Below are 26,838 nucleotides of genomic sequence, written 5' to 3' on the forward strand. Positions count from 1 at the left end.
ATTTTATTTCACAGAATCATTTAATTCAATAATAGAATCGACTTTTTCGCTACTGGCAGCCACGAGTAAATAGACAATCACACACACCAAAATTAAGGACATCATACGCTCGTTCTCTCCTTTGGAATTCGCTTTTTTAAGAGTTTATGCACGAGAATGCTATGTATGTTCATCATGTCCTTTATTGGCCACTGTCAAACCAAAAAAGACGCCTTTGGGGTCACCCGAGCGCCTTTTCAATAGATTATATATAAGTTAAACATGGGAAGCGTTCAGCTTCTATAGATCCATTATTCTGCATTTGTAAAATTAGTTCAGAAACGAGCTTAGACCATCGGATGAATCGTTATCCTTTAGCGTTTTGGACTGTTCTTTCCCTTCGATCCCCAAACGTTGGCTTAGGTTAGCGTTGATTGCCGTCATTTTGCTCGTATAATCCTGGCAGCTTTCAATAATTCGACGGTTGGATTTTTCCGATAGATCCAGAGCAGCTACCAAATCGCCAATCGCCTGATTCACAGCCTCCAGCGACATCGAAGGCTTGCTAAGCAAATCCGTCGTTCTCTCGGTCGTCGTTTTGAGAAGTTTGGCATTTTCTTTGAATTGATCCTCAATGGTGCGATTGGTCGCATCGACGGCTGAAATGATTTTGTCCTGATCAGCCAGCGCCATCGCGATCATAGCCGATACGGTGATCAGATTCGATGTTTTATCAATCGCATTATTTACAGAATCAATCAACTTATCATTATTATCATTAATAATATCCGTTGCCGCAATCGCCTGATTATACAACAAAATCATTTCAGTCATCGACTGCGTACGTGTAACCACCTTACGTAATCCACGCTCCAGATGAGGCTTCCGATTTTCATTCTCCGGCTTGGCAATCTCCGTCTCGAACAGCTCTTTTAAGCGATTGCCAAAGGCAATCTTCGTCTGTAAATTGTAGATTTCTTCAATAGAAGCCTTCTTCAACTGTCTCATGCTGACAATGTTTTCTTCCAGATTGTCCTTGCCATCTCTCAAGGCAGTAATGATTTTCTCGATGTTCGTCTTCACCGACTGATACTTGTAAATGTAGTTTTTTAACGGGCTTTTACGCAGAAGCTTGCCAAAAAAGCTCACATCTTTACTCTGCTGGAGTGCTTCACATTCATCTCGCAGCTTTAAAATCATGTTCGATACCTCAGCCCGATCACCGGACATGAGATCGTTCACCGGACGATCCAGCATTTTAAGAGTCTGTCCCGCACGCTCCTGCGTTTTAACTCCCAGCTTACCGATGTCATCCATTAAGGTATCCAGGCTCATGACATCGCTTTGTGCTACCTTCTGAATCAGCTGTGAAGCCTCCTCGGTCACCTTTTGCTCATCTTCTTTTTTCAATTCAGCCCATGGGGTGGCCATAACGCTACCTCCTAATCTTAAACCATAACTGTGATTCAAAGACTAATTAACTCTAAAAAACAGCTTATAATTCGGAACTGCTATACCGCTGGTGAATCAGCTCGGCTTTGCTCTGTAATTCCATCAGATCCTTATGCTCCACCGTGGATACAATCACTGATATTTTGCTATCCACATCTCGCAACCCGTTTAATAACGTCCTCCGGTTGGTCCGCTTGGCATCGCCGCTGAGCCGAAGAAACGGGTTAATCAGCCCGTTCAGATCCTTTAAAATCAACCTTCGCACCGTGTGGTTCACTTCGCTATTGTTTAATTCATGCAAAAGCGGAATCACACGTTGCAAACGTGCAAACAAAGCCAGTGCCTTCTCGACAATTTCGTTATCGAGCGCATCTTTCTGTCCCTCGGAAATCACCATATCCTCCAGTACCTCCAGATACTCCATCACCTGAGCAAATTCACTGGAAACCTGGTCTGATACCCGTGGTTGTCCTGTTAAAGACTGTGATGAAGCTTCCGGTTCAGGCTGCCGTGTATCAGCAACCTGCTCCTGTACCACCGGAATCACGGAACCGGTCAGATTGGGACGAGGATGACGGACAGCCATAATGGCACTATATCCTCCTAGAGAAATGACCGGGATTGCCAAACATACAAACAGTGGCAACCAATAACTCAGTAAAAGCGCAATCAGATAGCTGACCACAGCAATCGTGGTGCCCCACATTTTTGACGTCATAGCTTGTACCTCCTGACGTAAACCCTTACCATATTGTAGAAAACAATATTTGTTTATGTCAATGTAAGGATGTACGTATGGTGATCGGTTGCTCGATATGACTGGCTAAAATGTCGTATTGCGGATGAAGCGAGCCGATCTCGTTGCCCAAAGCCGATTTCACTGCCAAATAAGGGAAATTGATACCGGACAAGCATGATACATGGAGTCCTCCGGACATCCGCGGATTGATTTCCAGCAGTTTGGGACGCTCACCATTATATTTTACCTGAATGTTATAATTGTACGGTATGTGATACGCGTCAGCGACCTTTTGCGCGACATCCAACAGCTCCATATGCTGCTCCAGCAGCCGTAATCGTCCCCCTGCCTTCCTACGCGGAACTGCTGCCAGCAGCTTTCCCTCTCGGTCAGCCAGACAATCAATACTGTATTCATATCCCTCCAGCAGCTCCATCACCATCAAATTAGGAAACATCTCTGTGGATGACAATACTCGATGTGCCTCCTCGAACGAAATATGATTCAGCGCATGCCCAAACAGTTCCTCCAGCGGATTACGTTCGTTGTCGATGATCCGAAAGCCCATTCCGCCTTCTGCATTACATGGCTTGAAGCATACCTTATGCCCGCGCGCTGTTAACGATTCATAAGCCTGTTTAAACTGCTCCGCATTGCTGGCAATGGCATAATCGGGGATCGCGACAATATCTTTTTGACGAATGGATTCATAAAATAAATCCTTTTCCATCAATTGCTCCAGCAGTTCGGTATCTCGGCATACAATCACCCTGGTTCCAATATCGTCGAACAAATGAAGATGCTTGCTAATATCAAGCATCTTCCAGCGTGGAATAAATACATCAATTTCGTGGCGTCTGCAAAAATCAGCGCAAAAACGTGCATACTCCACACCACTTGTGCGCGGCTCCACTTCAGCTACATCGCTGGCCTGCAGAGCCATATGTTGTGGATCTGAGTGGGTCGCATAGATCTCGAACGGAATACCGTCTTCATTGTTACGAATAGCATTCATATAATGATACGCCACTGAAAACCAGCGGTTAAAATACACCTTGACCTTCTTCACAGAGCCACGTCCCCTATCTATTCTGAAAATTAAGCTCGAGCTGCAGACACACTCCGATGTACTTCATAAACATACGCCATGATTTCGTCCGCTGTATAAGCACCCGACAACTCCGTAAAACGGTAATTCAACTCCAGCTCATCCCGTAGCTGTTCCCGGTATAGCTCACCGTGACGCGGAGCAATCGCATAGTCGGCATAATCCAGCAAGCAGCGATCCAGCAATGAGTCGCCGGACGCCACAACAGGTCCACCGTCTGTAAGATGACGAATATGCTCCACGGCGGCCTGCTTATTCACGCCAGCAGGCACAAGATACACCTTTCGCCCCTGAATCGATACCTCCCAGCCCATTTCGCGCATGATTCGAGCCTTCTCTAACACCTGCTCCAGCGGCATACGATCCCGTTCAATCACGAAAGCATAAAATAACTCGTCGCAAAAACTCTCACGGATGACCCAGTCCTCATGCAGCACCTGTCCGAACACTTGACGTGCTTCTTCCGCATGGGCACCATCTTGGCGTACTTGTTCGCGAATGCGCCGATTCCATTCCCGATCCACCTCGCCTCCAACGATGATGTTACCACCATTGCTCGTCACGGCATAAGCCGGAATCAGCTCCGTTTGAAACACGGTGATCCGTCGATACTGTGCCATCGTTCGAGTCGTCACAGGCATAAACATGATATTTTCCGGCAGCGTCTTCAGCAGTTGAAGGGCCTGCGCTGAAATAAATGCCGCTGTTGCGCCGTCAATATGCTCCGCAGGCAACAGCCCCGCGGACTCCAGCGGCACGCCAAGCGAACGTTTGGAGTATATCAGCGTCTGATCCAGGTCGCTTGCGTAAATCATTCTTGTCCCCCCTTGAGCGGCTTGATAATCCCGCAGCAGGAATAGGTCAATCCCTCGAAAACCTCAACTGGCACTCCACGATCCTTTGCCAGCAGCATGATATGACGAAGATTCGGATTGTCTTCACGGTCAATCAGGATTTTCCACGGTACCCTGCGCAGCAGCACACGGGTCGTCTCCCCCACACCGGGCTTGAGCAGATTGATATCCCGAATACCAAAAGCCTTTTGAATTGCCTCGATATCCCGTAAGCCCTGCCATGTTACCGCAGGTGGATTCAATGTCATCTGTTCAGCATACGCAGCCGCAGTTGCAGCCACATCTTGAAAGTAACCCGAAACCGTATCTACAAACGTATTGGACTGATCCACCGACCGCCAGGCTTCATAAAATTTAGCCCCATGAAAATCGTCCGGGCCTATCAGATCGTCGCGCAATACCGTCCGACTCATCAGACCCGATACGGTCGAATTCAAACAAGCACTCGGGATCAAATAATCCTCCCGTGTACCGAAAGTATCTGAGCAACTTCCTGGATCGGCCAGCACTGCCAAATCATCATTCAGGCGCAATCTGTAATCCGCGTTCATCTCACGACAAGCCTCGATCAGCACCTGCCGAATCGCTCCTTTCCCCGTCCAGCCATCTACAAACTGAAGCTCAATATCGAGCCCATGTTGCTGTAAAATATACAAAACAGCATTCCGGTCAATGCCTTTGCCGCGAATAATAGAGATGCTGTAATGTGGAAGGGAAACGCCATACTTCCAGTCAATATAACGCTTGATCAGGATACCGATGGGCGTCCCTGCCCGGGCAAGCGAAACAATTGCCGTGTTCAGCCCCCTTTTTCTTACGATCATTTCAGCCACAGAAGCTGCTGCTAGTGCAACTTTTTCGGCAGATTGAGCAAGCGTTTCGTGAAACAAAGCAATATAATCTGCTGTAGGCTCATATTCCACGGGAAGCATTTCGGAATAATGGGTACCCGACTGAATCGCCTCTTCACGATCCTCTGTCCCTTTTTCCAATGTAACACGACTTAAATCCTTCAATAAGAAAGTGACATCCGAGGCAGGATAGCTGCCTAACGGTTCGGGCGGATGAATGTTCTTCTGCTGTATTTGCTCAATGAGTGCTTGCTTCATATCCGCGCTCCTTTACTCTCTTGGCTAGTTAAACGGTTAAAATAAACCACATGTACTCTCTCGCAACCCAGGTGGATCAAAGCATCCAGCATAGGCTTCATTCGCACCGGGTTCGACTCCCTTTCCAGCAAAACAAATATTTCGTCATACTGACCGGGACCTACATTATAAATAAAATTGCTTACTGTACTGTCATCAGGTGAGGGATAGGTCATACCACAAGCTACACCGTACCCTTTTTCTCGATGGGGGTAAACCGGGCTGCGTGTCGTGGACTGATAATATACATTCGGACCTAACTCTGCTGCAATCCGCATGGGAATGTACATGAATTCACCCGTACCCATCACCAACGTGCGCTGCCCTGAACGAAGCTCGTTCAATCGTGTTGCTACACGCGTAATTTCTGCATTCAACGCCGCATTATCAGCGGATTGCAGACCGAAACGACCAGTATATTTCAAATAAGGAGTCGTATTGGCGTATCCGTCCGTTGAGATAGAGCTGTACAGTATCCGCTCAAAACTGGAAGCATCCTTTTCAAAACAGTGGTCAATTATTTCAGGAGCTTCTGCCGCATCCTCTACCAAGCTAGTAGCAGCATGTTCGGTGTGTCCGGCCTGTCCAGCGTATTCTGCGTGATCCAGCATGGGTACTCCCAGTACTTCGATCTTTCCTTTGAGCAAGCTTAAAGGCGTAATCGTAATTCCCAGTTCTGCCTCCAGATCGCTAAAAGCCTGCTCATCACGGTCTGTCCGCCAATCCAATAATGAAGCAATCACATACTGCTTCCTTGGAAAATGTGCCTGAATATCCCGAATGATATTAAGGGTTGTTTTGCCTGTCGTAATTTCATCATCTACCAGTACAATGGGTCCATCTCCGGCAAATGCATGCTCATCCAGTGCATAGCAGCGATGATCAACAGCATGCGAATGCTCTTCTTCAAACCGAATGATCGGCAGAAGGTCCGGAATATCCTCACGCGTCGTATGAATATACGAAGCACCATTGGCAAACACATGATACATACTGTGTCCCAGTGCTGTAGCCGTCTCGGCAAAACCAACAAACTTGATGGACTCGGCAAAAGCTAGACGCTCATTTATCAGCCTGCGATAGGCTTCTTCCGCATATTCCACGTCCAGAAGTCCTTTCACGGCTTCTCCGATGAGTTGATCCATCTGTTGTCCTGCCTGTGGGACAAGCTCCTTATACAGCAGGACCGCTAGTGCCGCACCACTGAGCAAAGAAGTGTATGGGTTCACTGGAATATGCTTGCCCAGTACCTTGCTGACAAACAAAAATGAACGCTTCTTGTTCACCCGCGCCGCCATTGCAAACAGCTTGTCCACAGGGAGGCGGAATGGATTATGTGTCTCGGTAATTTTAACGCTGAACTGCTCCAAGATTGGAAGCAGATGTGTCTTCGTGTTTGGGTAAGAGACTGACAAAATGTTGTTGTTCATGTAACACCCCGTATACTTTTGATCTACTAATAATACGATGAGCCCAATTCAAGTGCGGCTTAATTTCATTCATTTTATTGGCATAGGTACTTTTGAACACACCCAGACTACCGTCATTACGCTCCACAATCGCGAGGGCATCCATATACTCCTCATGTGTCACCACGTACATGGCCTGTACCGGCTTAATATGGGTGGGATGGATGATCGTTTTACCGATAATCCCATTCTCTTTGTCCATCATGACTTCCCGGATCAGTCCATCCATCGCGTCTGAGATAAAGTCCAGCCGCAGGTTCCGGCCCTGCTTGCCAAATGCATCTTCGAAAGGTGACACTCTTAATTGAGGCTTAAATACACGTTCCCGGTGAGAGAAATATTCCCATACAGGACCAGAAATGACATAATCCGAGCCCACCCGACCAAACAGGTTAATAATATCCGCGATGCAATCCCGAATGACGGCAATTTCATAGATTGTAATATCCGGACTACGTCTCAAGCCAAACAGGCTGGAGAAATCGGTTGCCCCAATGCGCACGTTCAGTACATATTCCTGATACTCGTCCAAAATCGCTTTGATCTCCAGTAGCTCTTTCCAGCGCGTTTCCCGGTAAATAATTTTGGAGCTTTCGAGAATCGGTAAACCATACAACACAGGAATGTCAGTACCCGTCCCCATACTCCGGTTATATTCGGCAAGGAGTGCAAAATACGCCCGCCCATGTTCCGAAGAGAACTTGGGCAAAACAAAACCGGTCAGCAGCGTTAAAGATTCTCCTAACCCGCTCAGCAGCCGTTCCAGCTGTTCCACAGAGCGCACACGTACAAACAGCAGCGGCAAACTCTGTTCACTCATCACACCTGCCCGTATATACGACATGAGTTGAAACAACTGCTGCGCCAGTGACTGTTCCGCCTGTCCGACCTGCTGATCTCCTATCGCATCCTCCAAATCCAGCATGACCGTCGTTAATCCTTCGTGTTTTCTGTTTTTAATCTCTTCCGCTACTTCCGAGCGGGTCGCAGGCATATACAAAGCTGCCCCTACGGCATATGCTAATACACTTTTGGGAGATCGGTTATGAAACTCCGTCGGTGGCGTATAAAAGATCGCTTCTATTTCCTCAAAGGTCAAATCATTAAAATATTTCAGGGCCTTCTCCTCCTCCTGCTCTTTCTTGCCTGACTGAAGCCCTGTGCCTCGGGTATAAAAGAAATCCCCCCTTAATTTCAGGAGGGATTTCGCTATACTTTGTACATTAAGCCTCTTTGTCGGCCTTTTTCTTTCTTTTTGCCGAGCTCATAACCATCGTACCTACAAAGACGGCGATCAAAATGCCGAAGAACAAGAGTTGCGGCATATGAAAGCCAAAAGCAGCAGCCAGCATTTTACCTCCAATAATGGCGATCAATATAAAGGCTGTCTGTTCCAGTTCCGGAAATTTATCAATGAGCTTGAGAAATACTTGTGCAACACCACGCATCATCAGAACGCCAAGAATACCACCCAGGAACAAAACCCATACTTTCTCGCTCACACCAAAAGCGGCAATGACGCTGTCAATACTGAAGGCAATATCCATCAGCTCGACCATTAATACCGTTTTCCAGAAGGAAGTAGGCTTGTTTTCCACTTCTCCTTCTGCTTCGGATTTGAATAAACCTTTATAAGCAATATAGAGAAGATAGGCCGCACCCAACACCTTGATTAACGTGAACTTGATAAGGAATGTACCCAAGCCAATGGCCAGGAACCTAAATAAATAGGCACCCAAAATCCCGTAAAATAAGGCTCTCTTCTGTTGCTCCTTCGGTAAATGCTTAACCATAACCGCGAGAACCAAGGCATTATCCGCTGACAAAAGTCCTTCCAGCAAAATGAGGGTACCAATAATCCCCCAACTCACAGGGTCAGTAAGTGTAGCTACAACATCACTCCATGAAAAGAAGTGGCCATAGTTCTCGCTGATATTTCGAAATAAATCATTCAACATGAAAAGAGTGCCTCCGATAATTCAGTTTATTTACTCCCCTGCGACCAGCGCATGCCCCAGTTATGTGCACGGTCCAACTCACGATGACCGCCGTAGAACTGCACGAGTCTCTCAATACTGAACGTTTCATCGTTCACATTTTGGATCATGGCAATTGCACACATTCCTTTGCGGTTGTCATGTTCATTCAGGTGAACGATAATGTCCGGCCCATCCTTCTGGTACAGCGTGACCACCCCGTCCGCTTGTGACCAGTTCGTGACTCCTTCATAGATGAACGTGAATACCAAAATTCGCTTAATTTCAGAAATTTTAGCGCCATTAATGCGGAGATTTTCCCCTGTTTTCACAGAGCCTGTACGGTCATCACCATCCAGAGCAATGTACGGGAAGCGATTCAGAGAACCGAACACTTCTCCCAACGCCTGCACAACACCTTTATCTCCGTTCTTCATCTCATACAAGCAGCCCAGATCCAGATCGACACCCTTGGAGCCACGACTGAAAAAGCCCTTGCTCTGCTGTACCTGATTCCAGTTCAGATTGATCAGGATTTCACCCAATCCACCTGAGCCCTTTTTCAGATTAATGGTGTCGCCCTTTTTCTTCAGCTCAATTTTGCGCAAATTCAGATTCACAGGAGTTGCAGGTGGCTCTGACTTTGGAACGGGAGGGGTTGGCCGAGGAACTGGAGGTGGTGTAGGAGCTGGTGTCGGAGGAGTCGGATTATTATCCACTTCGATTCCGAAATTTCCACACAACGCATCCAATCCACCGGAAAAACCCGCGCCAATCGCGTTAAATTTCCATTCACCGTTATGGCGGTACAGTTCACCAATAACTATGGCTGTTTCGACTGTAAAACCACTATCCAAATTAAAACGCAAAACCTCTCCGCTAACCGGATGAGCAAAACGTATAAATCCGCCTTGAACCTGTCCAAAATTTTGCCGTTTCTGATCTGCATCATAAATGGTCAGCGTAAACGCAATCTTCTCAATATGTGAAGGTATTTTGGTTAGATCAAGGGAAAATTGTTTCTTATCACCTAACTGTTGTCCATCTGAATAAGTGATAAAAGGTGTGGTCGGATTATTGTAGAAGATCAGATCCTCATCGCCCGATACTTTCCCTCCGGGACCCAGCAAAAATGCGGAAGTATCCAGTTCCAAAGACGCCGGGGACTCCCATCCGATCCCTACGTTGACATGGGTCAAACCCGGATTGGTTTTCGTCAAATCCGCCTTCTGTCCCTTTACTACGATAACAGCCATGATTGTGTCACCTTTCTGTCCGTTTGTCATGTGTCAGCGTATGCCATTCAATGGCTTAAAAAGAAAGGGTGGCGCCCTTTGGACACCACCCCAAGTGGATATTACTGAGCGTCCAAGCCATAGTTTTTAGCAAGCGCACCCAATCCACCAGCAAAGCCGCTACCGATCGCCTGGAATTTCCAATCTGAGTTGTGACGGTAAAATTCACAGAAAACCACGGCCGTTTCAGTGGAGAAATCCTCACCCAGATCGTAGCGCAGCACTTCACGATCCGTAGCCGCATCTACCACCCGCACAAAAGCATTGGATACTTGTCCAAAATTTTGCGCACGTGCCTCATAATCATAAATCGTAACCGTAATTCCGATACGATGGATATTCGGAGGAATCTTTGCAAAATCAACGATGATCTGCTCGTCATCCCCGTCGCCCTCACCTGTGCGATTATCGCCTGTATGGGTAACAGATCCTGCTCCGCCTGTTGGATTATTGTAAAATACAAAATCATCTGCTGCCTTCGCTTTACCATCTTCATACAGCAGGAAAGCTGAAGCATCCAGGTCAAAGTCTGCGCCACCACTATATTTATTGGTATCCCAACCAAGACCTACGACAACACGAGTCAAGCATGGATTCGTTTTAGTCAGATCAATACGTTGTCCCTTGGAAAGACTAATGGTCATACCGCATACCTGCCTTCTTGTATAGATTTTTAAGCCAAACCGTAATCGCGTGTTAATCCTGCGAGACCATCCTGGTATCCGCTGCCAATGGCATTGAACTTCCATTCACCGCTATGACGATACAGTTCACCTACCACCACGCCTGTTTCGATCGAGAAATCTTCTCCCAGATCAAAGCGAACCAATTCTTCATTATTTGCCTCATTTACGATACGCGCATAAGCACGGGACACTTGTCCAAAGTTTTGGCTTCGTTCTTGTGCCTCATAGATGGTAATCGTAAAAGCGATCTTTTCTACGTTAGCAGGTACGCTGCTCAGATCAACTTTAATTTGCTCGTCATCTCCGTCACCGTCACCTGTACGGTTATCTCCGGTATGAACGACAGAACCGTTATCATTTTGTGGATTATTAAAGAAGACAAAGTTCTTGTCCGTTTCCACTTTACCGTCCGCATTCGCCAAAAATACGGATACGTCCAGGTCAAAATCTTTACCGCCATCGTACTTGTTTGTATCCCAGCCAAGACCAACCGTAATTTTGGACAACCCTGGGTTTGTTTTAGTCAAATCAATTTTTTGACCTTTAGATAAGTTAATTGCCATGAGTAAGAACCCCGTTTCTAAATTAAGTTTTGTATGAGCAACTAAAATTACATGTAACGCTGAGCCAGCACATCAATATGTACGGCATGGGTGCCTTCACCGATTGCAGCAAACTTCCATTCGTTATTATGACGATAGAGCTCTCCACAGACCAGCGCAGTCATTCCTTCATAATTATCAGATAAATTGAACGTCACCAGTTCCTTGGAGTTCGCACCGTCCAGAATGCGGATATACGCTTTCTCGATCATGCCAAAATCCTGTTTCCGGTTTACGCAATCATATATATTCACAACAACAAGCACTTTGTCGACATTGGCAGGAATACGTGCCAGGTCAATCGTAATTTGTTCATCATCGCCGTCACCTTGTCCGGTCAAATTATCACCAGAATGCACGACAGAGCCGCATGGGCTTTTTTTATTGTGGAAACACACTACGTTGTCCGACTGAGTCAGTTTCCCGTTTGCGTCCAGCAAAATGGCAGAAGCGTCACAGTCAATGTTGGGTTGCTTCTTAATGCCAAAAAATCCTTTGGACTGTACCGGGTCCCATCCCAATCCAGCTATAACTTTGGTTAGTCCTGTGTTTCCTTTAGTCAAATCAATCTTCTGACCCTTGACCAGATTAATTACAGCCACTAATTAACACACCTCCCTTCCGTAAAATTTACAGACTAAATTCAGACGGATTCAAACCAAGTGCGCCGCAAATTTCAGCAACAATTCGTTGTTCATTGGCATCAAAGTCACCATCTGCTGCGCCAATAGCGCTACATACGCCAACGACGAGTCGGCCTACTTCAGGCTTACCTTTCAATTTTCCAATTGCTTTTAGTGCTTCCTGTTTACCGATTTCAGGTGAAAATTCAAAATTCGCCACATAGTGATTAAAGCGGTTGATGACCTCTCCCATATCAAACACTTTCAATTCCTCACTAATATTTATGTATCCGGCCATTTTTGTTTTCTCTTCCGGACTAATCGTACCATCTGCAAATGCCACCAATGCACAGCCCGCAACCACAGCTTCCATAAATTCTTTATTCTTAAACTTCTTAACTTGGTCTCCAAGTCCTTTTTTAGTTGTATTCAACCAATTCTTAAATGTACTCATATTTCCCTCCACAATTACGTATTTGGGTAGAATTCATCCTAGTTAAATTCTTCCTTTACTATAACCTGAATTACGAGCTTTTTCTACAATAATATACAAATATACGGTAAATCTGATCTACTTTTTTTAGGCATCGTCTCTATCTTTAGCCCTATTTTCTGTTGATAGAGTCCCTTCCATTATCCACCACTTGACACCCCAATTGCAAATTCATAGATTTAGTACGGGTTGATCGGTTGAAAACGATCACTTTTGAGTAGATGCTCTCTTTTATCATTATTTGAACGGAAAAGTCAGTAAACTTAATTTTAGAAGCGAAAAAGGCGCAGCTTTCCAATTCGCCGAAAGCTCTGCGCCTTTTACCATAATCCACGGTTCATCACCGCATTCTTTTAACTTGTATAAAATGCTTCAAGATCCGTGTATTCCGGCAATCCCGAAACCTGCCCGTCTCCCAATTCTATAATGATCCATTCTCCTGGTTGCGTACGAGCAATATCCTTTATCAATATGTTCTCGAATGTTCTTGAGCACTTTTGGAATCCAGAGGGTCACTACAAAATAGAAGATGCATATATTTCCCCCTTATTCATGAAGTATAGTAGTGTATTAATTTTCAGCTCCAGAAATATGCTCAGTTTCTAATTAACTTGTTCATTCTATCTATAAATTTATAATCCCATCTCTCTGATTCGATCTGGGTTTTCAACAATTTTTTGAATTGTCTGTGCTCCAGTCTACTAGAAAAAATCCGTTTGGGAACCAATATAAACTTATGGTGAGGCAGCAATATATAAAAGGCAGTCAGCGTATTAATGACCCCCTTTACTTCATCCCAGTTGTAACCCGCAGAGTACGTAAAATGAAGGCCTTCTTTTGAAAATTCATATTCTTTTTCAATAGGCCATTGTGGATGATTAAGGTAGTTGGCTTTCACATCCTTAATAGTAAAGAAAGGAATGACTACAAAAATTAAGAATGGAAAGAAGAACAACGCTAACGTATTAGGATCAACTTCATCATCTATAATGAGCTTGTATGTAGCCATGATGACCATTAAAAACTGGATTGATGCAAAAAGCTTAAGCCCAGTAGACTTTTGGTACTTCAAACAAAAATTGAATAACATGATATCTTTCAATGACAGCCTATACTTGTACTGAAATTTCCCTGATTCTTGCATACGATAACTCCTTTAATGTTTACAGTCCCTCTTGAGAATGAGAATGACCTTGAATTGAAATTTTGAGATTTCCCTACCCTCGCAAAACAACACGGCTACTAATCCAGCCTATTAGACCATCAGAAGTTTCAACATGATACCAAGTTCGCCCGTCACTAGGGTCCAACACAGTATCTTGTAGAAATTCTAAATAGTCTTGATTGTGTACAATACCAACAGATTTACTACTAATGGATGGCTCTGCACGCAAATTCGCCTGGTTCACGGTCACCTGCCAGTAATCGATCTCCTCTGTATCCGCATAATCACTGTAGTAGCGTCCATCAGACTTGATAATAACCCGACTGCTCACCCACCCAATTTTCCCTTCCCATGTCTGCACCTCATACCAGATGCGCTCATCATTAGGATCTACGTATTTGTGGTGCAGATATTCAAGCTCCTCGTCACGCTCAAGCACTGCCATTGACTGAGAGTGAATATACGGTTCTTTTCGGAGATTCACCTGTGCCTCGGTTATACGCCAATACCATGTATCTTCTTCAATCGCGTTTTCCTTAACTGGATAACTAGATTTTACTGGTTTCTTTTGTAATGCTTCAGAGGTGATAGTCGTGCTGTCAGTTGCCGTTTTAAACTTAGATATAGTTGCATTGCCGGCAACACTTTGAGTGTCAGAACTTGAAGGGGCTGAATTCTTGACTTCCTGAACCTTACTTGGCTCAGACTGCTCCTTATCGCCATTAATATTAATATCAATTTGAGATGGTACGTTACATCCTGCAAGCATTATAAAACTGGCTATTCCCATTACACCGACTCTTATTTTTTTCATTTACTATTTCTCCCCTTAAAAACCAGAACTTTAATCTTTTTCGAAAAATTTATTCATTTCGAAGATCTTGGATATGTATTCTATCTATATTAATATATCGGAATTCAGAAAAAATTGGTAAACAAAAAAATCTACAGACTTCTCCCGCTAGCGAGTTTTACAGTTTCCACCTGCCGCTCACTTGTTCCAGAGAAAAAGACTGTAGATTCTAGAGATACTGCTATTCGCGTTGCTACGATCATTTCCCGCTCAAGGACTTAGTTATAGTCCTCCCAGTAACGGTACTCCATTTCATTTTCACCCTTGGTGACGATGATCATGTTCTCGATATGTCCGGTGTCCTTGTTGGTTCGGTAGATCATGGTGCGGGTTTCGCCCTCATCGGGTACAGAGAATAGCACCTTGTCGCTGATCAAACCGCCACCGATGCCAACGACGTGTTCTCCCCAGCCGGAGACTGCGCCGGAACCAACGCCCGAACCTGCGCCACCAACGCCAGTCCCGCGCGACAAAATAAGACCTATTCCATATCCGGTGGCGGTCTGGGCCGTTTTACCTAGAGCGTGTTCTCCGGCGGATTGGGTATGGGTTTGAACCCAGTAGTCGTATTTGTCGGTATTTTGCTCATAGCTTACAACATTCCCTTTTTTATCTATTGAAATATCCGTTTTGGTTCCATCTTTACCTGTGAGCTCGGTGACGGCCACGAGGGAATCAGATGTGATCCTGGAGGTTTCTCCTGTATTGTAATCTGTACGGGTAACCGAGTCCTCATATTGCAGTCGCAGGACGTTCATCTGATCGTGAATTTTCTGCATGACCTGCTTGTCACCGATCGCCTCAGCATCTTTCAGCAGTTTCTCATATTGATGATATTTATCCGTATCTGCCTGCTCCCATTCGTCCAGGTTTTTTGGTGGTTTGGCGGCGGCGCCAGCGTAGCTTTCACCTTCTCCATGGCCCGTCAGCGCTGCACTTGAACTCATGGCCGCTGCCAAAGCTGTCCAGAAGCCACGAGTGCTTTCACCATCCGCATTTCTGAAACTCGAAGCGATGCTTTTCAGTTCAATTTCAATAGACTGAACCTTGCTTAGTGCAGAAGAAAGTGTATATTTAGCCGTCCGATAATCGTTATAAAAGCGATTTCTCTCCATACCATCCCACTGGCTGTGAAGGTTATTCATTGTGTTATCCAGGCCGTTTAACTGGTTATACAGTGTTCCGTGGGCATCGGCAAATTGGGAGGCCACGCTATCCAGCTGCTCCGGCGAGACTTGGATTTTTGTCATGTTGATCACATCCCAACTATGAAAATAGGAGATAGACGTTATATTTTACAGTAATCCTTATTTCATATTGTAAGCTATACAGGTCGATCATTCATGAGGATTTATACGTATTTGTGTATTCATAAGCAGTTCCTTTGATATAATGAATCCATATGGTCAATTTCGACAATAACATTATTGAAAGTCAGGTGTTGGGACATGTCAGACAAAAAGATTATCTTTTTTGATATCGACGGTACATTACTGGACGATGAGAAGAAAATGCCGCTAACGGCAGAAAAGGCCGTCTTTGCTTTGAAAGAGCAAGGGCATGAGGTCGCCATTGCAACAGGCCGTGCGCCTTTTATGTTCAAGGAAATCCGCGAGCAGTTGGAAATCGATTCCTATGTCAGTTTTAATGGGCAATATGTCGTGCTTCGCGGAGAAGTCGTTGCTACCAATCCGTTGAACAGAAAAGCTTTGCAAGCGATGACTGATCTGGCTCTCACACACAATCATGCTCTCGTATATATGGATCATTTGAACATGAAGGCTAATATTCCTAACGATGAGCTTGTAGAGAAGTCGGTCCAAACCTTAAAGGCCAAAATATCGGTGGGGTATGATCCACTTTATTTTCAGGGAAGAGATATCTACCAGACGTTGCTGATGTGTACAGCAGAAGAAGAACCGTTCTATGAAGCAGTATTTAAAGCCTTTGACTTTGTACGCTGGCATCCGAGTTCTGTGGACGTTGTTCCTCATTCTGGCTCCAAAGCGAAGGGCATTCGTGAAATCACCTCCAGACTGGGTATTGCCGAGGAAAATCAATACGCTTTTGGCGATGGCTTGAATGATGTAGAAATGCTAACGGCTGTACATAATAGTGTGGCAATGGGCAACGGCTGTGATGAGGCCAAGGCTGCGGCGAAAATGGTGACCAAACGCGCAGATGAAGACGGCATTTGGTATGGGCTGCAAAAGCTTGGTTTGTTAAGCTAACAAGCTGCTGGCTAACGGATCATGTTTTGAGAAAAATAAGTATGTTTAAAAACTTACATCTGAGAAAATAGGAGGTTGTCTTTGAAATGGAGACGGAAGGCTTACGCAATGTCGAACAGCTAGCCATGAAGAAGTACAAAATTTACAAGCAAAGCCTGCTCCGGTATTTGGCACGTTCCATGCTGGCGAGTATGTTCATCGGGTTCGGCGTTATTGTAGCGTTCAAGACGGGCAACTTTTTTTACATGGAGCAATCTCCATTCACTTATCCCATGGCGGCAGTCACGTTCGGGGCAGCCATCATTTTGATCGCTTACGGCGGCGGGGATTTGTTTACAGGCAACACCTTCTATTACACCTATGCAGCGCTCCGTAAAAAGCTGCGCTGGGGGCAGGTGCTTCGGCTGTGGGCTGCCAGCTATGGCGGTAATTTGCTGGGTGCCGGGGTATTTGCGCTCCTTATTTATTTGACCGGACTATTTGACTCCTCCAGCGTGAACAGCTTTCTGCTGAACGTGGTTGAACACAAAATGGAAGCGCCTGCAATGCAGTTGTTTTTCCGGGCTATTTTGTGTAATTGGCTGGTCTGCCTTGCCTTTTTTGTTCCGATGTTTATGAAGGAAAACGGGGCGAAAATGTTTGCGATGATGTTATTTGTATTCTGCTTTTTCATTTCGGGATATGAGCATAGTATAGCCAATATGTGTACCTTCGCTATTGCACTCGTGCTAGACCATCCGGGTACCGTCTCTGTCGCTGGCGTGATTCATAATCTGGTTCCGGTTACACTCGGGAATCTGGTTGGCGGTGTGCTGCTTATGGGGGTTATGTACTATTCGGTGAATCTCCCGTTTTTGGATGAGGAGGGGCATTAAAAAGAAGCCTTGGGGGCTACGTATCCCCAGGCTTCTTTGCATTACTTTGAAATAGAGTATGCAGTATCTGCAGGTTCTTTCTTGCCTTTATGCTTCTTGAGCAGGAAAATGAATAAATTCCTCCAGTTCCTTAAACAGCTTCTTCGGATTGACGTTGTCAGGTACAACCAGAGTTAACGGTTCATCCAGCTTCAGCACATACATGCCTAGAATGGATTTGGCATCTGCCATGCCGCTTTTGCCATGAATCCAGATGTCGTAGGTATAGTTGGATACGATTTGATTGATCTTCTCAATATCCTTAACGTTTTTTACCTTAATGGGTGTCATCATTACACAGCACTCCTCTGGGTTGAATTAGGGCTTATGAAAGCCTTAACATCACTTTACCCTATTCATGAAGAACGTTGCAAAACCTTAATTTGGAAAATATTTCATTCAGACAATACTTCATTCAAGAAAATACTTGATTTAGAAAATGCTTGATTTAGAAAATGACATGCGGTGCAGAGCTGATTTTCCAGTAGCTGCCGACCTTTTCGAAGTTCACGCTGATTTTCTCGTTTGCTTTCTTCGTTTCTGCTGGATAAGGCACGGTCAACAGGTAGCTGCGCTTCACTGGAGTCATCGTTACCATTTTCGCCGTAGCCCGGTTAAACTCAAGCAAATTACCGCTATCTGCATCCAACTGTGCCAGTTTACCGTTAATTTCAACAAAAAATTTGCCCACAAATTGCTCACTCGCCTGCTTAGTATAAGCCTGCGTCAGATAGTTGATCAGCTTGGTCTTGGTGCCGATGTCCTCGGACAGGTAACGGTAGCTTTTGCCATTCCACTGGAACGACTTACCCACCGGGCTGCCACCGCTGATCGCGTACTGATAACGCGACTGTGCCTCCAGCACGAGTGGAAGCGCGCTCTCGTGGTTCAACTTGTCCAACTGCGTAGGCTTCACACTCGTAACGGCAGCTGCGGCTGGCGCTGATACCGACGGTTGCTGCGGAGTAGACGGCTTCGCAGTCGACGGCACGGCTGGAGCAGCCGCTGGGGCTACCGACGCGGATGGACGCGGTGCTGGCGCGGACGGAGCTGCTGGTGTAGCGGCTTTGGCGGAACCTGCGGCTGCAGCCGGGATCGACGCTGCTGGAGCCGACGGGGCTTGTGTCGGGGTCGGTGTCTTAACCGACGCAGATGCTGCTGGTGCTGGCACCTGGGCCGGGACGGATGCAGCCGGGCTGGCAACATCCGGCTGCGTCGCTTCCGCTGGAGCGGTCACGGCGGGCGCTGCTGCGGCGGCCTGCGCTACGCTCAAAAGTGTAGCTGCGATGCACAGCGCGGATAGCTTCGTATTTATTTTCATCTTAATATACACCTCCATAAATATATGCCTGCATAAACTGCACACCTTTCTATTATAAGAATCCCACGTCGTGATTGGGTTGCTAAATTGTTTCTATTTTCCTTTATTTGCTCATTCGGCACGAAGTTTGTCCGTATCTGCCCTGCACGGCTCATCTGACTGCTTCACTCGCTCTGCCTCCATCTCTTCCAAGGATTGCGACAGTTGCTTAACAGATCGGTCAAGCTGCTCCAATCTGCGGCTGAGGGTAACAAGGATATATTTTAACAGAATCAGACTCAACGCAGCAGGGAATCCGACATTGGTTACGAGCTCAATCATGCCTCCGGTCGTCAGAGAAGTCACATATCCCGCCTCCTTTTTCATGCGTATATTCTTTTGATAAGAACTAATGTTCCCATTTTTGATCAAGATCATACGTTCTCTTTCTATGGGTATAACAAAGCATAATAAAAAGAGCTCCGATCAACCCAGAGCCCTTTTTCGTTTTTGTCCATACGTATTTCATTTTGGCCTGTAATCAAGGAGTGTATATATTCGGCTGCCGGGGCTTGGACATTCCTTCTCCCAGATAAAAACTGGTGTGTGGCGGCTGATTATAGGCTACGTTCTGCCAGGCCACACTTAATTGATACACTGGATCATGCATAAGTGTATAGAATCGGTGCTCTGACTCGTATGGTGTTGTGTAAATTCGTAGTGCCGAATTGTCACTTTTGCGCCAAATCACTTCCTCGCGCCAGTCACCGAACAGATCAGCCTGCAAGGACGGCGTACCTTTCGTTCCGTTATTGGAGCTTGTTCCGGTCGCCGTAAGTAAATTGGAAGTGGTCGAGTTGGTATAGTTCCACTTGTCGATTTTACCAGCACTTGACGAGGTATGATCCAACAGTTCACGCAGCAGGTCGCCATCCCACCAAATTCCAAAGTTAATGGAGGACGGTAGCGTATTCGTAATAAGCGCTCCTTTAGCTGAACGCAAGCCGATCCCCGGCGCCCATTGCTCGTTCCCTTTGGTACGCGGATCAATGTCTGCGGACATGTCTCTGCCGGTATCCTTGCCTGTATTTACGCCCCATAAAATGTTGCCATTACGCGGATCGTACATGGCTGCGCCATAGGTGGCGTTCTTGTCCTCATTTACCTTAAACACTTCATAGCCTGAACGATCCGGGTCCAAATCTCCGACATGAAGTGCATCGCCGTGCCCCATTCCCGTGTTAGCCAGCTTCGCTCCGTTATCGTCCACCACCAGCGAGCCGTACACGATCTCATCCTTATCATCCCCATCCACATCCGCCACGCTCAGGCTATGGTTCCCTTGTCCGGCTGTCCCGGCATTAGTGGAGCTGTTGCTGTCAAAGGTCCAGCGGCGACTCAAGCTTCCATTACGCCAGTCATAGGCGACCAGCACCGTCCGGGTGTAATAGCCCCGTGCCATCACAATGCTGGGCCGTCCCCCATCCAGATAAGCAACCCCGGCGAGAAAACGATCCACACGGTTGCCGTAGTTATCTCCCCAGCTGGATACCGATCCGCGTGGCGGCACATAATCAATCGTGCTAAGAGCTTTTCCCGTATTGCCCGAGAATACAGTCAAGAACTCGGGGCCCTCCAAGATATATCCATTGGCGTTGCGATGGTCCGCCGAAGCGTCGCCCAATTTTACACCTGTGCCATCCACCGTGCCGTCTGCTGTTTTACATACAATTTCCGCTTTGCCGTCACCATCAAAATCATAGACAAGAAATTGCGTATAATGTGCTCCAGCGCGAATGTTCCGTCCGAGATCGATTCGCCATTTGCGTGTTCCATCCAGCTCGTAGCCATCTAAAAATACATTTCCCGTATAACCGGATTGCGAATTGTCCTTGGCATTGGTAGGGTCCCATTTTAACACAATCTCATACTCGCCATCCCCATCCAGATCCCCTATGCTGGCATCATTGGCCTGGTACGTGTAGCTCACATTATCCGGAGTTTTACCGCCCGCAGGCTGCTGGATGGGAACGTCCAGATTGTTGTTGCTCCATACCTTTACCACAGGGGAAGCAGCCTGTTCTGTTCCATTCACCACGGCACGAACCGTATACGAGGATGAGGTTGTACCTGCCTTGTCCAAAAAATTGGTTCTCGACGTAATCGGCGTATCATTCACCTTGCTTGTCCCTCTGTATAGATTAAAGCTGACCGAATCTGCTTCCGTGCCCAGCAAACGCCAGCTCACAAGTACGCCCTCCGGCACCTTGACCGCAACAGCTCCCCGGCTCAGCTTTTCCATTTGCCTTGTTGAGGCAGCAGAGACCTGGCTATCCATCGGAGTGACCATTCCACACAACATAACGCCGAGACAGAGCAACGCAGTATACCGAAACCTTTTGTTCATGAATCATTGGCTCCTTTCTGGTTTGTTTTCAATAAATTTATTTTATTTGATTGATAAGTTATTGTTGTCTAAATTTTATGATAGCGCTTACATGAAAGTAAAGGGACGAATTCGCCCTTTTTGTTCAAAAATCCGAGCTAATGCTTTAAAAATCAGAGGTCCATGAATAATCGTTCTTCATCTGCAATGCTTTTGATATCCTCCGAGCTGATGCTGATATATTGATAGCCTTCTGCCTGTTGCTTTTTTAATGCCAGCTCCTTCATAAAACGCGGACTGCCCTCTCCCGCATCCTCGTCGTAAACGAGCAACAAACCGTCTGTTTTGCGGAAAAGCAGTTCATCCCGTGCCTTGAGCTGCCATATCCCCTGATAAGGCTGACGGCTGACGAAACCCACGTAGTCGACTGCGTTACAAATTTGCTGAAAGTACTCCTTTTTTTCCTCCTTCCACTTTTCCTCCATATTTTGATAAGCCGCCAGTATAGAGCATTTTAGGTGGGGATATTGCTGCTTTAGTGCAATAGCTACCTCACAGGCCCACAGGTCCACCCCGTATTGGCCGGGGGTAATCACCCATTCCAGTCCTTCTTCAATCTGGGGAATGAGCCTGCCCGCAATCGCCTTTTTAATATATGGAATGCCTTCGTGCTTTTGGCTGAAAATATTCAATTCATGGGCACGGTAGCCCGAAACGAGCAGATTTTTCATCATCTCAACGTCCTTCTCGAATGATCATAACAGTTATTGTACCATTTCAAAGGAGATCACTACATAAAAAAGACAAACCTCATTTCCATTCGCGCTGGAAGAGATTTGTCTTTTTGAATTCACTATTTTGTGCGCACATCTTGAATTCTAATGTTGCCACTAAGTATGCCTGCATCACTAATGAGCTTGAACGATGGATAATTAGGGTCTGCCTCAAGCTTCATTCTGCTGTCGAACTGCTGCTCCTGCTGCCGGTCTACCCAAAAAGAATAAGGCTCGGATTGAACTATTCTATCGGTTGCATTCGCTGTTGTAATAACCTGGATGACAATAACGCCGTTGCACCCGCAGCCTTCTGTATCATAAAACAGCTTAAACATTCCCGGTCTTCCTGACAAGGCACTGTCCAGCCTTTCAACTGACAAGGGGTCCAGCTCTAAATGTATGCTCATGAGACGTTCGCTCTCCTTTATTAATGAGATATTTGGAACTGTCAGCTCCAAAAAGAAAAAATTTAAACTATATGTACATTATAGCCATGTTTTTCGAGGTATCAATGTGACTGCACTCACTGCTATACATGAACCCTCTTTATTCCATTTTGTTAGTATATAAAAAAGGTGTAACCCCTCCGTATGTTGATGGGGTTACACCTTTATATGAATGCCTGTCCTCAAGGGAGAGGCATTTCAGACAAGCCTACCGATTATGGCGTATGCCTGCCGACAAATTGATAGGTTCCTTTTGGATATGCATTCCACTCATCCGGCTGATTATAGGCAGCCGATCCGTAGGATATTCTCGGCTTACGGACGAACGTTCCTCCTTGCGGTGTAAACTGCTCATGCGAGTTTGGATTTCCTAATACATCCACCACTTGTCCCTGATATTTCAAAACGTATGCAACAGTATTAAATTCGTTCGGGTTGTAGAAATTGCCCTCATCATTAAAATACCAAGCAGGCGTAATATCCATGAAATCATAAAAGATACTATTAATGATCACATATGACATGGAAGGAATAACCGGATTAATCGGGATGGTGGTAATGTTCATACGATTTGTATTCTTCATCCATTGATGAACTTCCAGTGAATAATTTTCTCCTCTGTGAGAAGGATCTCCATCCCCGTTATAATACAATTGCAACACAATCCGTCCATCCCCGCCATCTACAAATTGTGAGAAATATACAGCAGGCGCTTGCTGTGGGTCCTGCTGAACCTGAAATACAGCAGCCCTCCCATCTGTTCCTACCACCCACACCAGCACAGGGTCCGGGGAGAGGGAAATCGAGGTACCCAAGTGATCTACAGGTCCAGTGAATGTTGAGGATGGGGTTCCTCTATACACTAGAAATTCCGATTGTCCCGGGAAGTAACTGGACAGGTCGACCGTTCTGTACGGCAAACCGTATTTGACCCCTATCGGAGTGATGCCACCGGAAATCAGTTCGGCGTTGCGTACATTAAACGTGTATTGGACAGAGCCACCCTGACCATCCGTGGCTGTTATGGTCATAGCAGCAAGACCGCTGCCTGTACCCGGAGTCAGTGTTAAGATGCTCCCATTAAGCGATGCACTCACCAAAGTCGGATCACTGGAGCTTACTGTAAACTGAAGTTCATCCCCATCCTCATCGCTGAACAGTTGTTGCAGATCATAATCCCTTTGCTGTGTAACTCCAGGGCTCAACACCTGCTCGTTTATAGTTGAGATGACTTGAGGAGCATGATTAAGCTGGGGCATGCTGACGGTAACCGGGAAAGCCGCTCCCTCTGCACGTCCGTACTGATCATACACACTGAGTGTTACACTGGTAGTCCCTACACTGACCGGGTTTAGCTGCAGCTTCTGACCGTTCATATGGGCCGTAGCAATACCCGAGTCATACGTGTCCGCTGTCACAGAAAGAGAAGCCAGGTCCCAATTCAATAGGAACGGCGACAGATCCAGTTCTGGTGCAGGTTCTCCCAATTGAAGCAATTGCTCAGGGATAGCTGCAATCTCTGCATTTTCTAATAGATGAACCTGTAAGTCTGTGCTAATCTCTCCGCCTCTGCCGTCTGTAGCAGTAATCGTAATGATTGTACTGCCGGCAGCCAGTCCATGAATGACAAGCTGATCATTTTGAAGCATAGCATCAGCTACGGACGGGGAAGAAGAACTGATTTCATACCTGAGTGAATCATGGTCCGGGTCTGCAAAAATGGTGGACAGATCCACTGTGCCGTCAGCCTTGCCTAAAATCAGATGTACAGCATTGGGTACATGGGTTACCACCGGGCTGCTATTGGTATTGGCAAAACCGTGACGATCAAGGTAACGGTGGCTGTTCCCCCCTTGCTGTCGTCTGCCGTCAAGGTAATGCTTGTACTACCCGCTTGCAGCGATTGCAAGGTAAGCTGGTGGCCTGTGATGGAAGTCTGCACGATGGACGTATCCGCGCTGGCCGCTGTGAACACCAACGGATCGCTATCTGCATCCGTAAATACCGCCCCGAGGTCCAGCATTGAATTCGGCTGACCCAAAGTTACGGTTAACGGTTGAGGCGTCTGTCCGTGCGGAGCATGGTTAGGAGCGCCCTGAACCGTCAGATTGAAATCAATCTGCTTTTGCCCTGTGCTGCCGTCTTCCCCTTGCTGTCCATCATTTGCAGTGACATGAACGATTGTACTGCCCGCATGAAGCGGACTGAGACGCAATTCATCTCCCGCAAGCACCGCCGACGCTACAGCAGGATGATCAACAGCAACCTGATACGTTAAGGCGGCATTTTCCGGGTCCTGAATATAGTCATTCAAATGGAGCACAGTATCGGGCTGGCTTAAAGTGAGCGCCTGGTCTGGTATACCTGTAGATACAGGCAAGCCATTCACGGTAATCTTGAAGGTGGACGATATCCTTTTTCCGCGTCCATCATTAGCCGATACACTGATGGATGCTTTGCCGACACTGACAGGCGTAAGCTTTAATGTACTGCCCGACACAGATGCCCGTACCACGCCGGATTGAAGAGAAGCGGCCGAAAAGGTCAAAGCATCCCCATCCGGATCGGTAAAGAATTGGCGCAAATCGTATAATTGCTCACCCGTGCCTTCCGTAATTACACGCTCTACAGAAGCATTCACGACTTCCGGTGAGCGGTTAGCAGCGCTGGATGAGCCTCCAGAAGAGGAGGATGTACTTGTTACGCTTGCGACAGCTAGACCCGTAACCGCGTTGGAAGCTACTCCGATCCCGAGTGTGAGTGCAGATACCTGTATATTTCCACTCACATTGACCGTAGCTGCCGGATTGCTGACTTGCAGGTTTTCAATACTCCCCGTATTTTTTAATTGCAAGGCTCCTGTCCCACTGACAGTCAACTGCTGGATCGTGCTGTTGCCTGTCATTTCAACGGACTGACTGCCAGTTACTTGAACGGTTGAAACTGTTCCCTGAAGACTGACTCTGTCCGTCCCTTCATTAATATTCAGCTGTGGCAACGAAGCAGCCGTGCCTACTTCAATGCTCGCATTGGATTGTACGTTCATAACGGTCGCGCTTGCGGTGCCGGTGAGTACGACATGAACCTCAGGCTTTGTGACATCCATTTGCGTCAGAGTCGAGCTATCAAATACGACTGTATTGTTATCTCCGCCGTTAATATGAGTCTGTCCCTGCACCTGTACATCCTGTGCATAAAAATCCTGCTGCACCCGGGCATCCACCGTTAGCTGCTGCTCCACTTTCAGATGCTGCACCGATGTAAAATCCCCGGCGACTACCAAATCTCCGTTCAGGGTGGAGCCGTGCCCATCCAGCACAACATTCCCACTGAACTCCGCTTCGCCGTTACCAGCCGGAGTCCCGCTACTGCGAAGCTCCAGCCAAGTGACCTTGTCCACCGTCCGGCCTGTGGCATGGAAACGGATGCCTGCGCCACGCAACGCGGTCTGATTATCCGCGTGAAAGATGCCGCGGAGCGGCTCTGCCACGTCATAAGCGATGCCATTGATCCGTATCTGCTTGCCGTCGATTCCCTGGAGCTGCGAGGCACGCTCTTGCGGAAACAGGGCAGATACGAGCAGGCTGGCCGCATCTACGCGGCTTACCGAGTCTTTGGCGTGAAGACTTCCGCCAAATTCGCTCATCAGCCCGTCACTAAGCGCCGCCCGAATCAGCGGGGCCGCCCACGGGCTGGCTTCCTTCCACGTCGTCGGCAACGTCTGTGCCGACGACGTGGCGGTTGTGCTGGCGGACGTATCCGCAGGCGTATTCGTCCCGGCAGACCTGACCAGCAGCGCGACCAGTTCCTGGGCGCTGATCAGGTCATTCGGACGAAAGCGTCCGTCGGCGTCGCCCTGCAGCAGCCCGGCCTTGCGGGCTGCCTCTATCGCCGGACGGCTCCAACTATCGGCGGGTACGTCCGTGAAGGAGGCAGCACCGTCCAAATTGCCGGTCGGAAGCTGCAATGCTTTGACCAGCAGCACGGCTAGCTCCTGACGGGTGAGCTTCTTGAGTGTTCCAGCCGGATCGCCCTGCATGATCCCGAGTTCACGGGCCTTTTGCAGCTGTTCCAATTGCTGTGCTGTAAGCTGCTGCACATCCGTCCAAGGGCTGGGACTCTTGCCTATGGACGCCGTGGATACAGAGGCTGCATCAGCCGAAGACACTGCCGCTTGCGCTGCCCCGACTGGAACAGCAGGGGTCAGCAGCAGTAAAGCAGCTGCAAGCTGGGCGGTTAATTGTTTATTTCTCATGGTGCGACTCTCTCCCGATCAATAAAATGTAAAAAATTACAATGTTATATACAATGACATATAAGTAATGATTGTTTAATGATTGTTT

General features: G+C 46.9%; 27 protein-coding genes. 2 read left to right on the plus strand and 25 right to left on the minus strand.

Annotated features, from left to right (window positions below; genetic code table 11):
* Positions 1–309: 309 nt before the first annotated feature.
* The 17 genes from LCF57_RS15025 to LCF57_RS15105 all read right to left on the minus strand — a co-directional run bounded on the left by LCF57_RS15025 (position 310) and on the right by LCF57_RS15105 (position 15,692).
* On the minus strand, positions 310–1,410 hold the full coding sequence (locus tag LCF57_RS15025; protein WP_226001416.1) for a toxic anion resistance protein: 1,101 nt from the start codon (positions 1,408–1,410) through the stop codon (positions 310–312).
* 64 nt (positions 1,411–1,474) lie between these two features.
* The gene (locus tag LCF57_RS15030) at positions 1,475–2,149 is read right to left on the minus strand and encodes a hypothetical protein (protein ID WP_226001417.1); all 675 of its coding nucleotides are present in this window, start codon (positions 2,147–2,149) and stop codon (positions 1,475–1,477) included.
* Between the two features lie 58 nt (positions 2,150–2,207).
* Positions 2,208–3,239, minus strand: a complete 1,032-nt coding sequence (locus LCF57_RS15035) for an ATP-grasp domain-containing protein (RefSeq protein ID WP_226001418.1) — start codon at positions 3,237–3,239, stop codon at positions 2,208–2,210.
* Between the two features lie 29 nt (positions 3,240–3,268).
* On the minus strand, positions 3,269–4,093 hold the full coding sequence (locus LCF57_RS15040) for an HAD family hydrolase (protein WP_226001419.1): 825 nt from the start codon (positions 4,091–4,093) through the stop codon (positions 3,269–3,271).
* Entirely contained in the window at positions 4,090–5,241 is a 1,152-nt protein-coding gene (locus tag LCF57_RS15045) for a cysteine protease StiP family protein (protein ID WP_226001420.1), read from the minus strand. Before LCF57_RS15045 ends, LCF57_RS15040 begins: the two co-directional genes overlap by 4 nt.
* A complete protein-coding gene (locus tag LCF57_RS15050) occupies positions 5,238–6,578 on the minus strand; it encodes a phosphoribosyltransferase family protein (RefSeq protein ID WP_226001586.1) in 1,341 nt (446 codons plus the stop codon). Before LCF57_RS15050 ends, LCF57_RS15045 begins: the two co-directional genes overlap by 4 nt.
* A 52-nt stretch (positions 6,579–6,630) precedes the next feature.
* Entirely contained in the window at positions 6,631–7,848 is a 1,218-nt protein-coding gene (locus LCF57_RS15055) for an HpcH/HpaI aldolase/citrate lyase family protein (RefSeq protein WP_226001421.1), read from the minus strand.
* A 124-nt stretch (positions 7,849–7,972) separates the two neighbouring features.
* On the minus strand, positions 7,973–8,707 hold the full coding sequence (locus LCF57_RS15060) for a TerC family protein (protein WP_226001422.1): 735 nt from the start codon (positions 8,705–8,707) through the stop codon (positions 7,973–7,975).
* Between the two features lie 26 nt (positions 8,708–8,733).
* Positions 8,734–9,981 (minus strand): TerD family protein, encoded by a 1,248-nt coding sequence (locus LCF57_RS15065; RefSeq protein ID WP_226001423.1) that lies wholly within the window; start codon positions 9,979–9,981, stop codon positions 8,734–8,736.
* Positions 9,982–10,082: 101 nt separating this feature from the next.
* Positions 10,083–10,664 carry a TerD family protein gene (locus LCF57_RS15070; protein WP_226001424.1) on the minus strand — a complete coding sequence of 194 codons (582 nt, stop codon included), beginning with the start codon at positions 10,662–10,664 and terminating at the stop codon, positions 10,083–10,085.
* Between the two features lie 29 nt (positions 10,665–10,693).
* Positions 10,694–11,269, minus strand: a complete 576-nt coding sequence (locus LCF57_RS15075) for a TerD family protein (protein ID WP_226001425.1) — start codon at positions 11,267–11,269, stop codon at positions 10,694–10,696.
* A 47-nt stretch (positions 11,270–11,316) separates the two neighbouring features.
* Positions 11,317–11,910, minus strand: coding sequence for a TerD family protein (locus LCF57_RS15080; RefSeq protein ID WP_226001426.1), 594 nt, complete (start codon positions 11,908–11,910; stop codon positions 11,317–11,319).
* A 28-nt stretch (positions 11,911–11,938) separates the two neighbouring features.
* Positions 11,939–12,385: a tellurite resistance TerB family protein gene (locus LCF57_RS15085; RefSeq protein WP_226001427.1), complete on the minus strand. Its 447-nt coding sequence runs from the start codon at positions 12,383–12,385 to the stop codon at positions 11,939–11,941.
* Positions 12,386–12,777: 392 nt separating this feature from the next.
* Positions 12,778–12,894 (minus strand): ATP-grasp domain-containing protein, encoded by a 117-nt coding sequence (locus tag LCF57_RS15090; RefSeq protein WP_226001428.1) that lies wholly within the window; start codon positions 12,892–12,894, stop codon positions 12,778–12,780.
* A gap of 125 nt (positions 12,895–13,019) precedes the next feature.
* Positions 13,020–13,568 (minus strand): YcxB family protein, encoded by a 549-nt coding sequence (locus LCF57_RS15095; RefSeq protein ID WP_226001429.1) that lies wholly within the window; start codon positions 13,566–13,568, stop codon positions 13,020–13,022.
* A 73-nt stretch (positions 13,569–13,641) separates the two neighbouring features.
* Positions 13,642–14,403, minus strand: a complete 762-nt coding sequence (locus LCF57_RS15100; RefSeq protein WP_226001430.1) for an SH3 domain-containing protein — start codon at positions 14,401–14,403, stop codon at positions 13,642–13,644.
* A 257-nt stretch (positions 14,404–14,660) separates the two neighbouring features.
* Positions 14,661–15,692 carry a WXG100 family type VII secretion target gene (locus LCF57_RS15105; RefSeq protein ID WP_226001431.1) on the minus strand — a complete coding sequence of 344 codons (1,032 nt, stop codon included), beginning with the start codon at positions 15,690–15,692 and terminating at the stop codon, positions 14,661–14,663.
* Positions 15,693–15,890: 198 nt separating this feature from the next.
* On the opposite strand from LCF57_RS15105, the gene LCF57_RS15110 reads away from it, so the two are divergent.
* Together LCF57_RS15110 and LCF57_RS15115 are read left to right on the plus strand one after the other, a co-directional pair.
* Entirely contained in the window at positions 15,891–16,673 is a 783-nt protein-coding gene (locus LCF57_RS15110) for a Cof-type HAD-IIB family hydrolase (protein WP_226001432.1), read from the plus strand.
* An 86-nt stretch (positions 16,674–16,759) separates the two neighbouring features.
* Complete coding sequence (locus LCF57_RS15115) at positions 16,760–17,548, plus strand: formate/nitrite transporter family protein (protein WP_226001433.1); 789 nt, start codon at positions 16,760–16,762, stop codon at positions 17,546–17,548.
* An 87-nt stretch (positions 17,549–17,635) separates the two neighbouring features.
* Here LCF57_RS15115 and LCF57_RS15120 read toward each other — a convergent pair whose 3' ends face one another.
* The 8 genes from LCF57_RS15120 to LCF57_RS15155 all read right to left on the minus strand — a co-directional run bounded on the left by LCF57_RS15120 (position 17,636) and on the right by LCF57_RS15155 (position 26,750).
* Entirely contained in the window at positions 17,636–17,881 is a 246-nt protein-coding gene (locus tag LCF57_RS15120) for an HPr family phosphocarrier protein (protein WP_007428972.1), read from the minus strand.
* 154 nt (positions 17,882–18,035) lie between these two features.
* Entirely contained in the window at positions 18,036–18,908 is an 873-nt protein-coding gene (locus LCF57_RS15125) for an IseA DL-endopeptidase inhibitor family protein (RefSeq protein WP_226001434.1), read from the minus strand.
* Between the two features lie 111 nt (positions 18,909–19,019).
* Positions 19,020–19,253 (minus strand): hypothetical protein, encoded by a 234-nt coding sequence (locus LCF57_RS15130; protein ID WP_318840698.1) that lies wholly within the window; start codon positions 19,251–19,253, stop codon positions 19,020–19,022.
* A 175-nt stretch (positions 19,254–19,428) separates the two neighbouring features.
* Positions 19,429–21,294: a rhamnogalacturonan lyase gene (locus LCF57_RS15135; RefSeq protein ID WP_413232199.1), complete on the minus strand. Its 1,866-nt coding sequence runs from the start codon at positions 21,292–21,294 to the stop codon at positions 19,429–19,431.
* A 152-nt stretch (positions 21,295–21,446) separates the two neighbouring features.
* The gene (locus tag LCF57_RS15140; protein ID WP_226001588.1) at positions 21,447–22,004 is read right to left on the minus strand and encodes an SLOG family protein; all 558 of its coding nucleotides are present in this window, start codon (positions 22,002–22,004) and stop codon (positions 21,447–21,449) included.
* A 122-nt stretch (positions 22,005–22,126) separates the two neighbouring features.
* Positions 22,127–22,456, minus strand: coding sequence for an iron-sulfur cluster biosynthesis family protein (locus tag LCF57_RS15145; protein ID WP_226001436.1), 330 nt, complete (start codon positions 22,454–22,456; stop codon positions 22,127–22,129).
* A gap of 254 nt (positions 22,457–22,710) precedes the next feature.
* Positions 22,711–24,288 (minus strand): Ig-like domain-containing protein, encoded by a 1,578-nt coding sequence (locus LCF57_RS15150; protein ID WP_226001437.1) that lies wholly within the window; start codon positions 24,286–24,288, stop codon positions 22,711–22,713.
* On the minus strand, positions 24,282–26,750 hold the full coding sequence (locus LCF57_RS15155) for an S-layer homology domain-containing protein (protein WP_226001438.1): 2,469 nt from the start codon (positions 26,748–26,750) through the stop codon (positions 24,282–24,284). The genes LCF57_RS15150 and LCF57_RS15155 overlap by 7 nt, the downstream gene beginning before the upstream one ends.
* Positions 26,751–26,838 lie beyond the last annotated feature (88 nt).

Source organism: Paenibacillus sp. BJ-4 (assembly GCF_020404765.1).
Lineage (GTDB): Bacteria > Bacillota > Bacilli > Paenibacillales > Paenibacillaceae > Paenibacillus.

Bases quoted from the DNA above. Each gene is read 5' to 3' on its own strand.
- LCF57_RS15025 (WP_226001416.1), bottom strand. From the start codon at position 1,410: ATGGCCACCCCATGGGCTGAATTGAAAAAAGAAGATGAGCAAAAGGTG.
- LCF57_RS15030 (WP_226001417.1), bottom strand. From the start codon at position 2,149: ATGACGTCAAAAATGTGGGGCACCACGATTGCTGTGGTCAGCTATCTG.
- LCF57_RS15040 (WP_226001419.1), bottom strand. From the start codon at position 4,093: ATGATTTACGCAAGCGACCTGGATCAGACGCTGATATACTCCAAACGT.
- LCF57_RS15045 (WP_226001420.1), bottom strand. From the start codon at position 5,241: ATGAAGCAAGCACTCATTGAGCAAATACAGCAGAAGAACATTCATCCG.
- LCF57_RS15050 (WP_226001586.1), bottom strand. From the start codon at position 6,578: ATGGCGGCGCGGGTGAACAAGAAGCGTTCATTTTTGTTTGTCAGCAAG.
- LCF57_RS15060 (WP_226001422.1), bottom strand. From the start codon at position 8,707: ATGTTGAATGATTTATTTCGAAATATCAGCGAGAACTATGGCCACTTC.
- LCF57_RS15065 (WP_226001423.1), bottom strand. From the start codon at position 9,981: ATGGCTGTTATCGTAGTAAAGGGACAGAAGGCGGATTTGACGAAAACC.
- LCF57_RS15070 (WP_226001424.1), bottom strand. From the start codon at position 10,664: ATGACCATTAGTCTTTCCAAGGGACAACGTATTGATCTGACTAAAACG.
- LCF57_RS15075 (WP_226001425.1), bottom strand. From the start codon at position 11,269: ATGGCAATTAACTTATCTAAAGGTCAAAAAATTGATTTGACTAAAACA.
- LCF57_RS15085 (WP_226001427.1), bottom strand. From the start codon at position 12,385: ATGAGTACATTTAAGAATTGGTTGAATACAACTAAAAAAGGACTTGGA.
- LCF57_RS15095 (WP_226001429.1), bottom strand. From the start codon at position 13,568: ATGCAAGAATCAGGGAAATTTCAGTACAAGTATAGGCTGTCATTGAAA.
- LCF57_RS15100 (WP_226001430.1), bottom strand. From the start codon at position 14,403: ATGAAAAAAATAAGAGTCGGTGTAATGGGAATAGCCAGTTTTATAATG.
- LCF57_RS15105 (WP_226001431.1), bottom strand. From the start codon at position 15,692: ATGACAAAAATCCAAGTCTCGCCGGAGCAGCTGGATAGCGTGGCCTCC.
- LCF57_RS15110 (WP_226001432.1), top strand. From the start codon at position 15,891: ATGTCAGACAAAAAGATTATCTTTTTTGATATCGACGGTACATTACTG.
- LCF57_RS15115 (WP_226001433.1), top strand. From the start codon at position 16,760: ATGGAGACGGAAGGCTTACGCAATGTCGAACAGCTAGCCATGAAGAAG.
- LCF57_RS15120 (WP_007428972.1), bottom strand. From the start codon at position 17,881: ATGATGACACCCATTAAGGTAAAAAACGTTAAGGATATTGAGAAGATC.
- LCF57_RS15125 (WP_226001434.1), bottom strand. From the start codon at position 18,908: ATGAAAATAAATACGAAGCTATCCGCGCTGTGCATCGCAGCTACACTT.
- LCF57_RS15135 (WP_413232199.1), bottom strand. From the start codon at position 21,294: ATGAACAAAAGGTTTCGGTATACTGCGTTGCTCTGTCTCGGCGTTATG.
- LCF57_RS15140 (WP_226001588.1), bottom strand. From the start codon at position 22,004: ATGAAAAATCTGCTCGTTTCGGGCTACCGTGCCCATGAATTGAATATT.
- LCF57_RS15145 (WP_226001436.1), bottom strand. From the start codon at position 22,456: ATGAGCATACATTTAGAGCTGGACCCCTTGTCAGTTGAAAGGCTGGAC.
- LCF57_RS15155 (WP_226001438.1), bottom strand. From the start codon at position 26,750: ATGAGAAATAAACAATTAACCGCCCAGCTTGCAGCTGCTTTACTGCTG.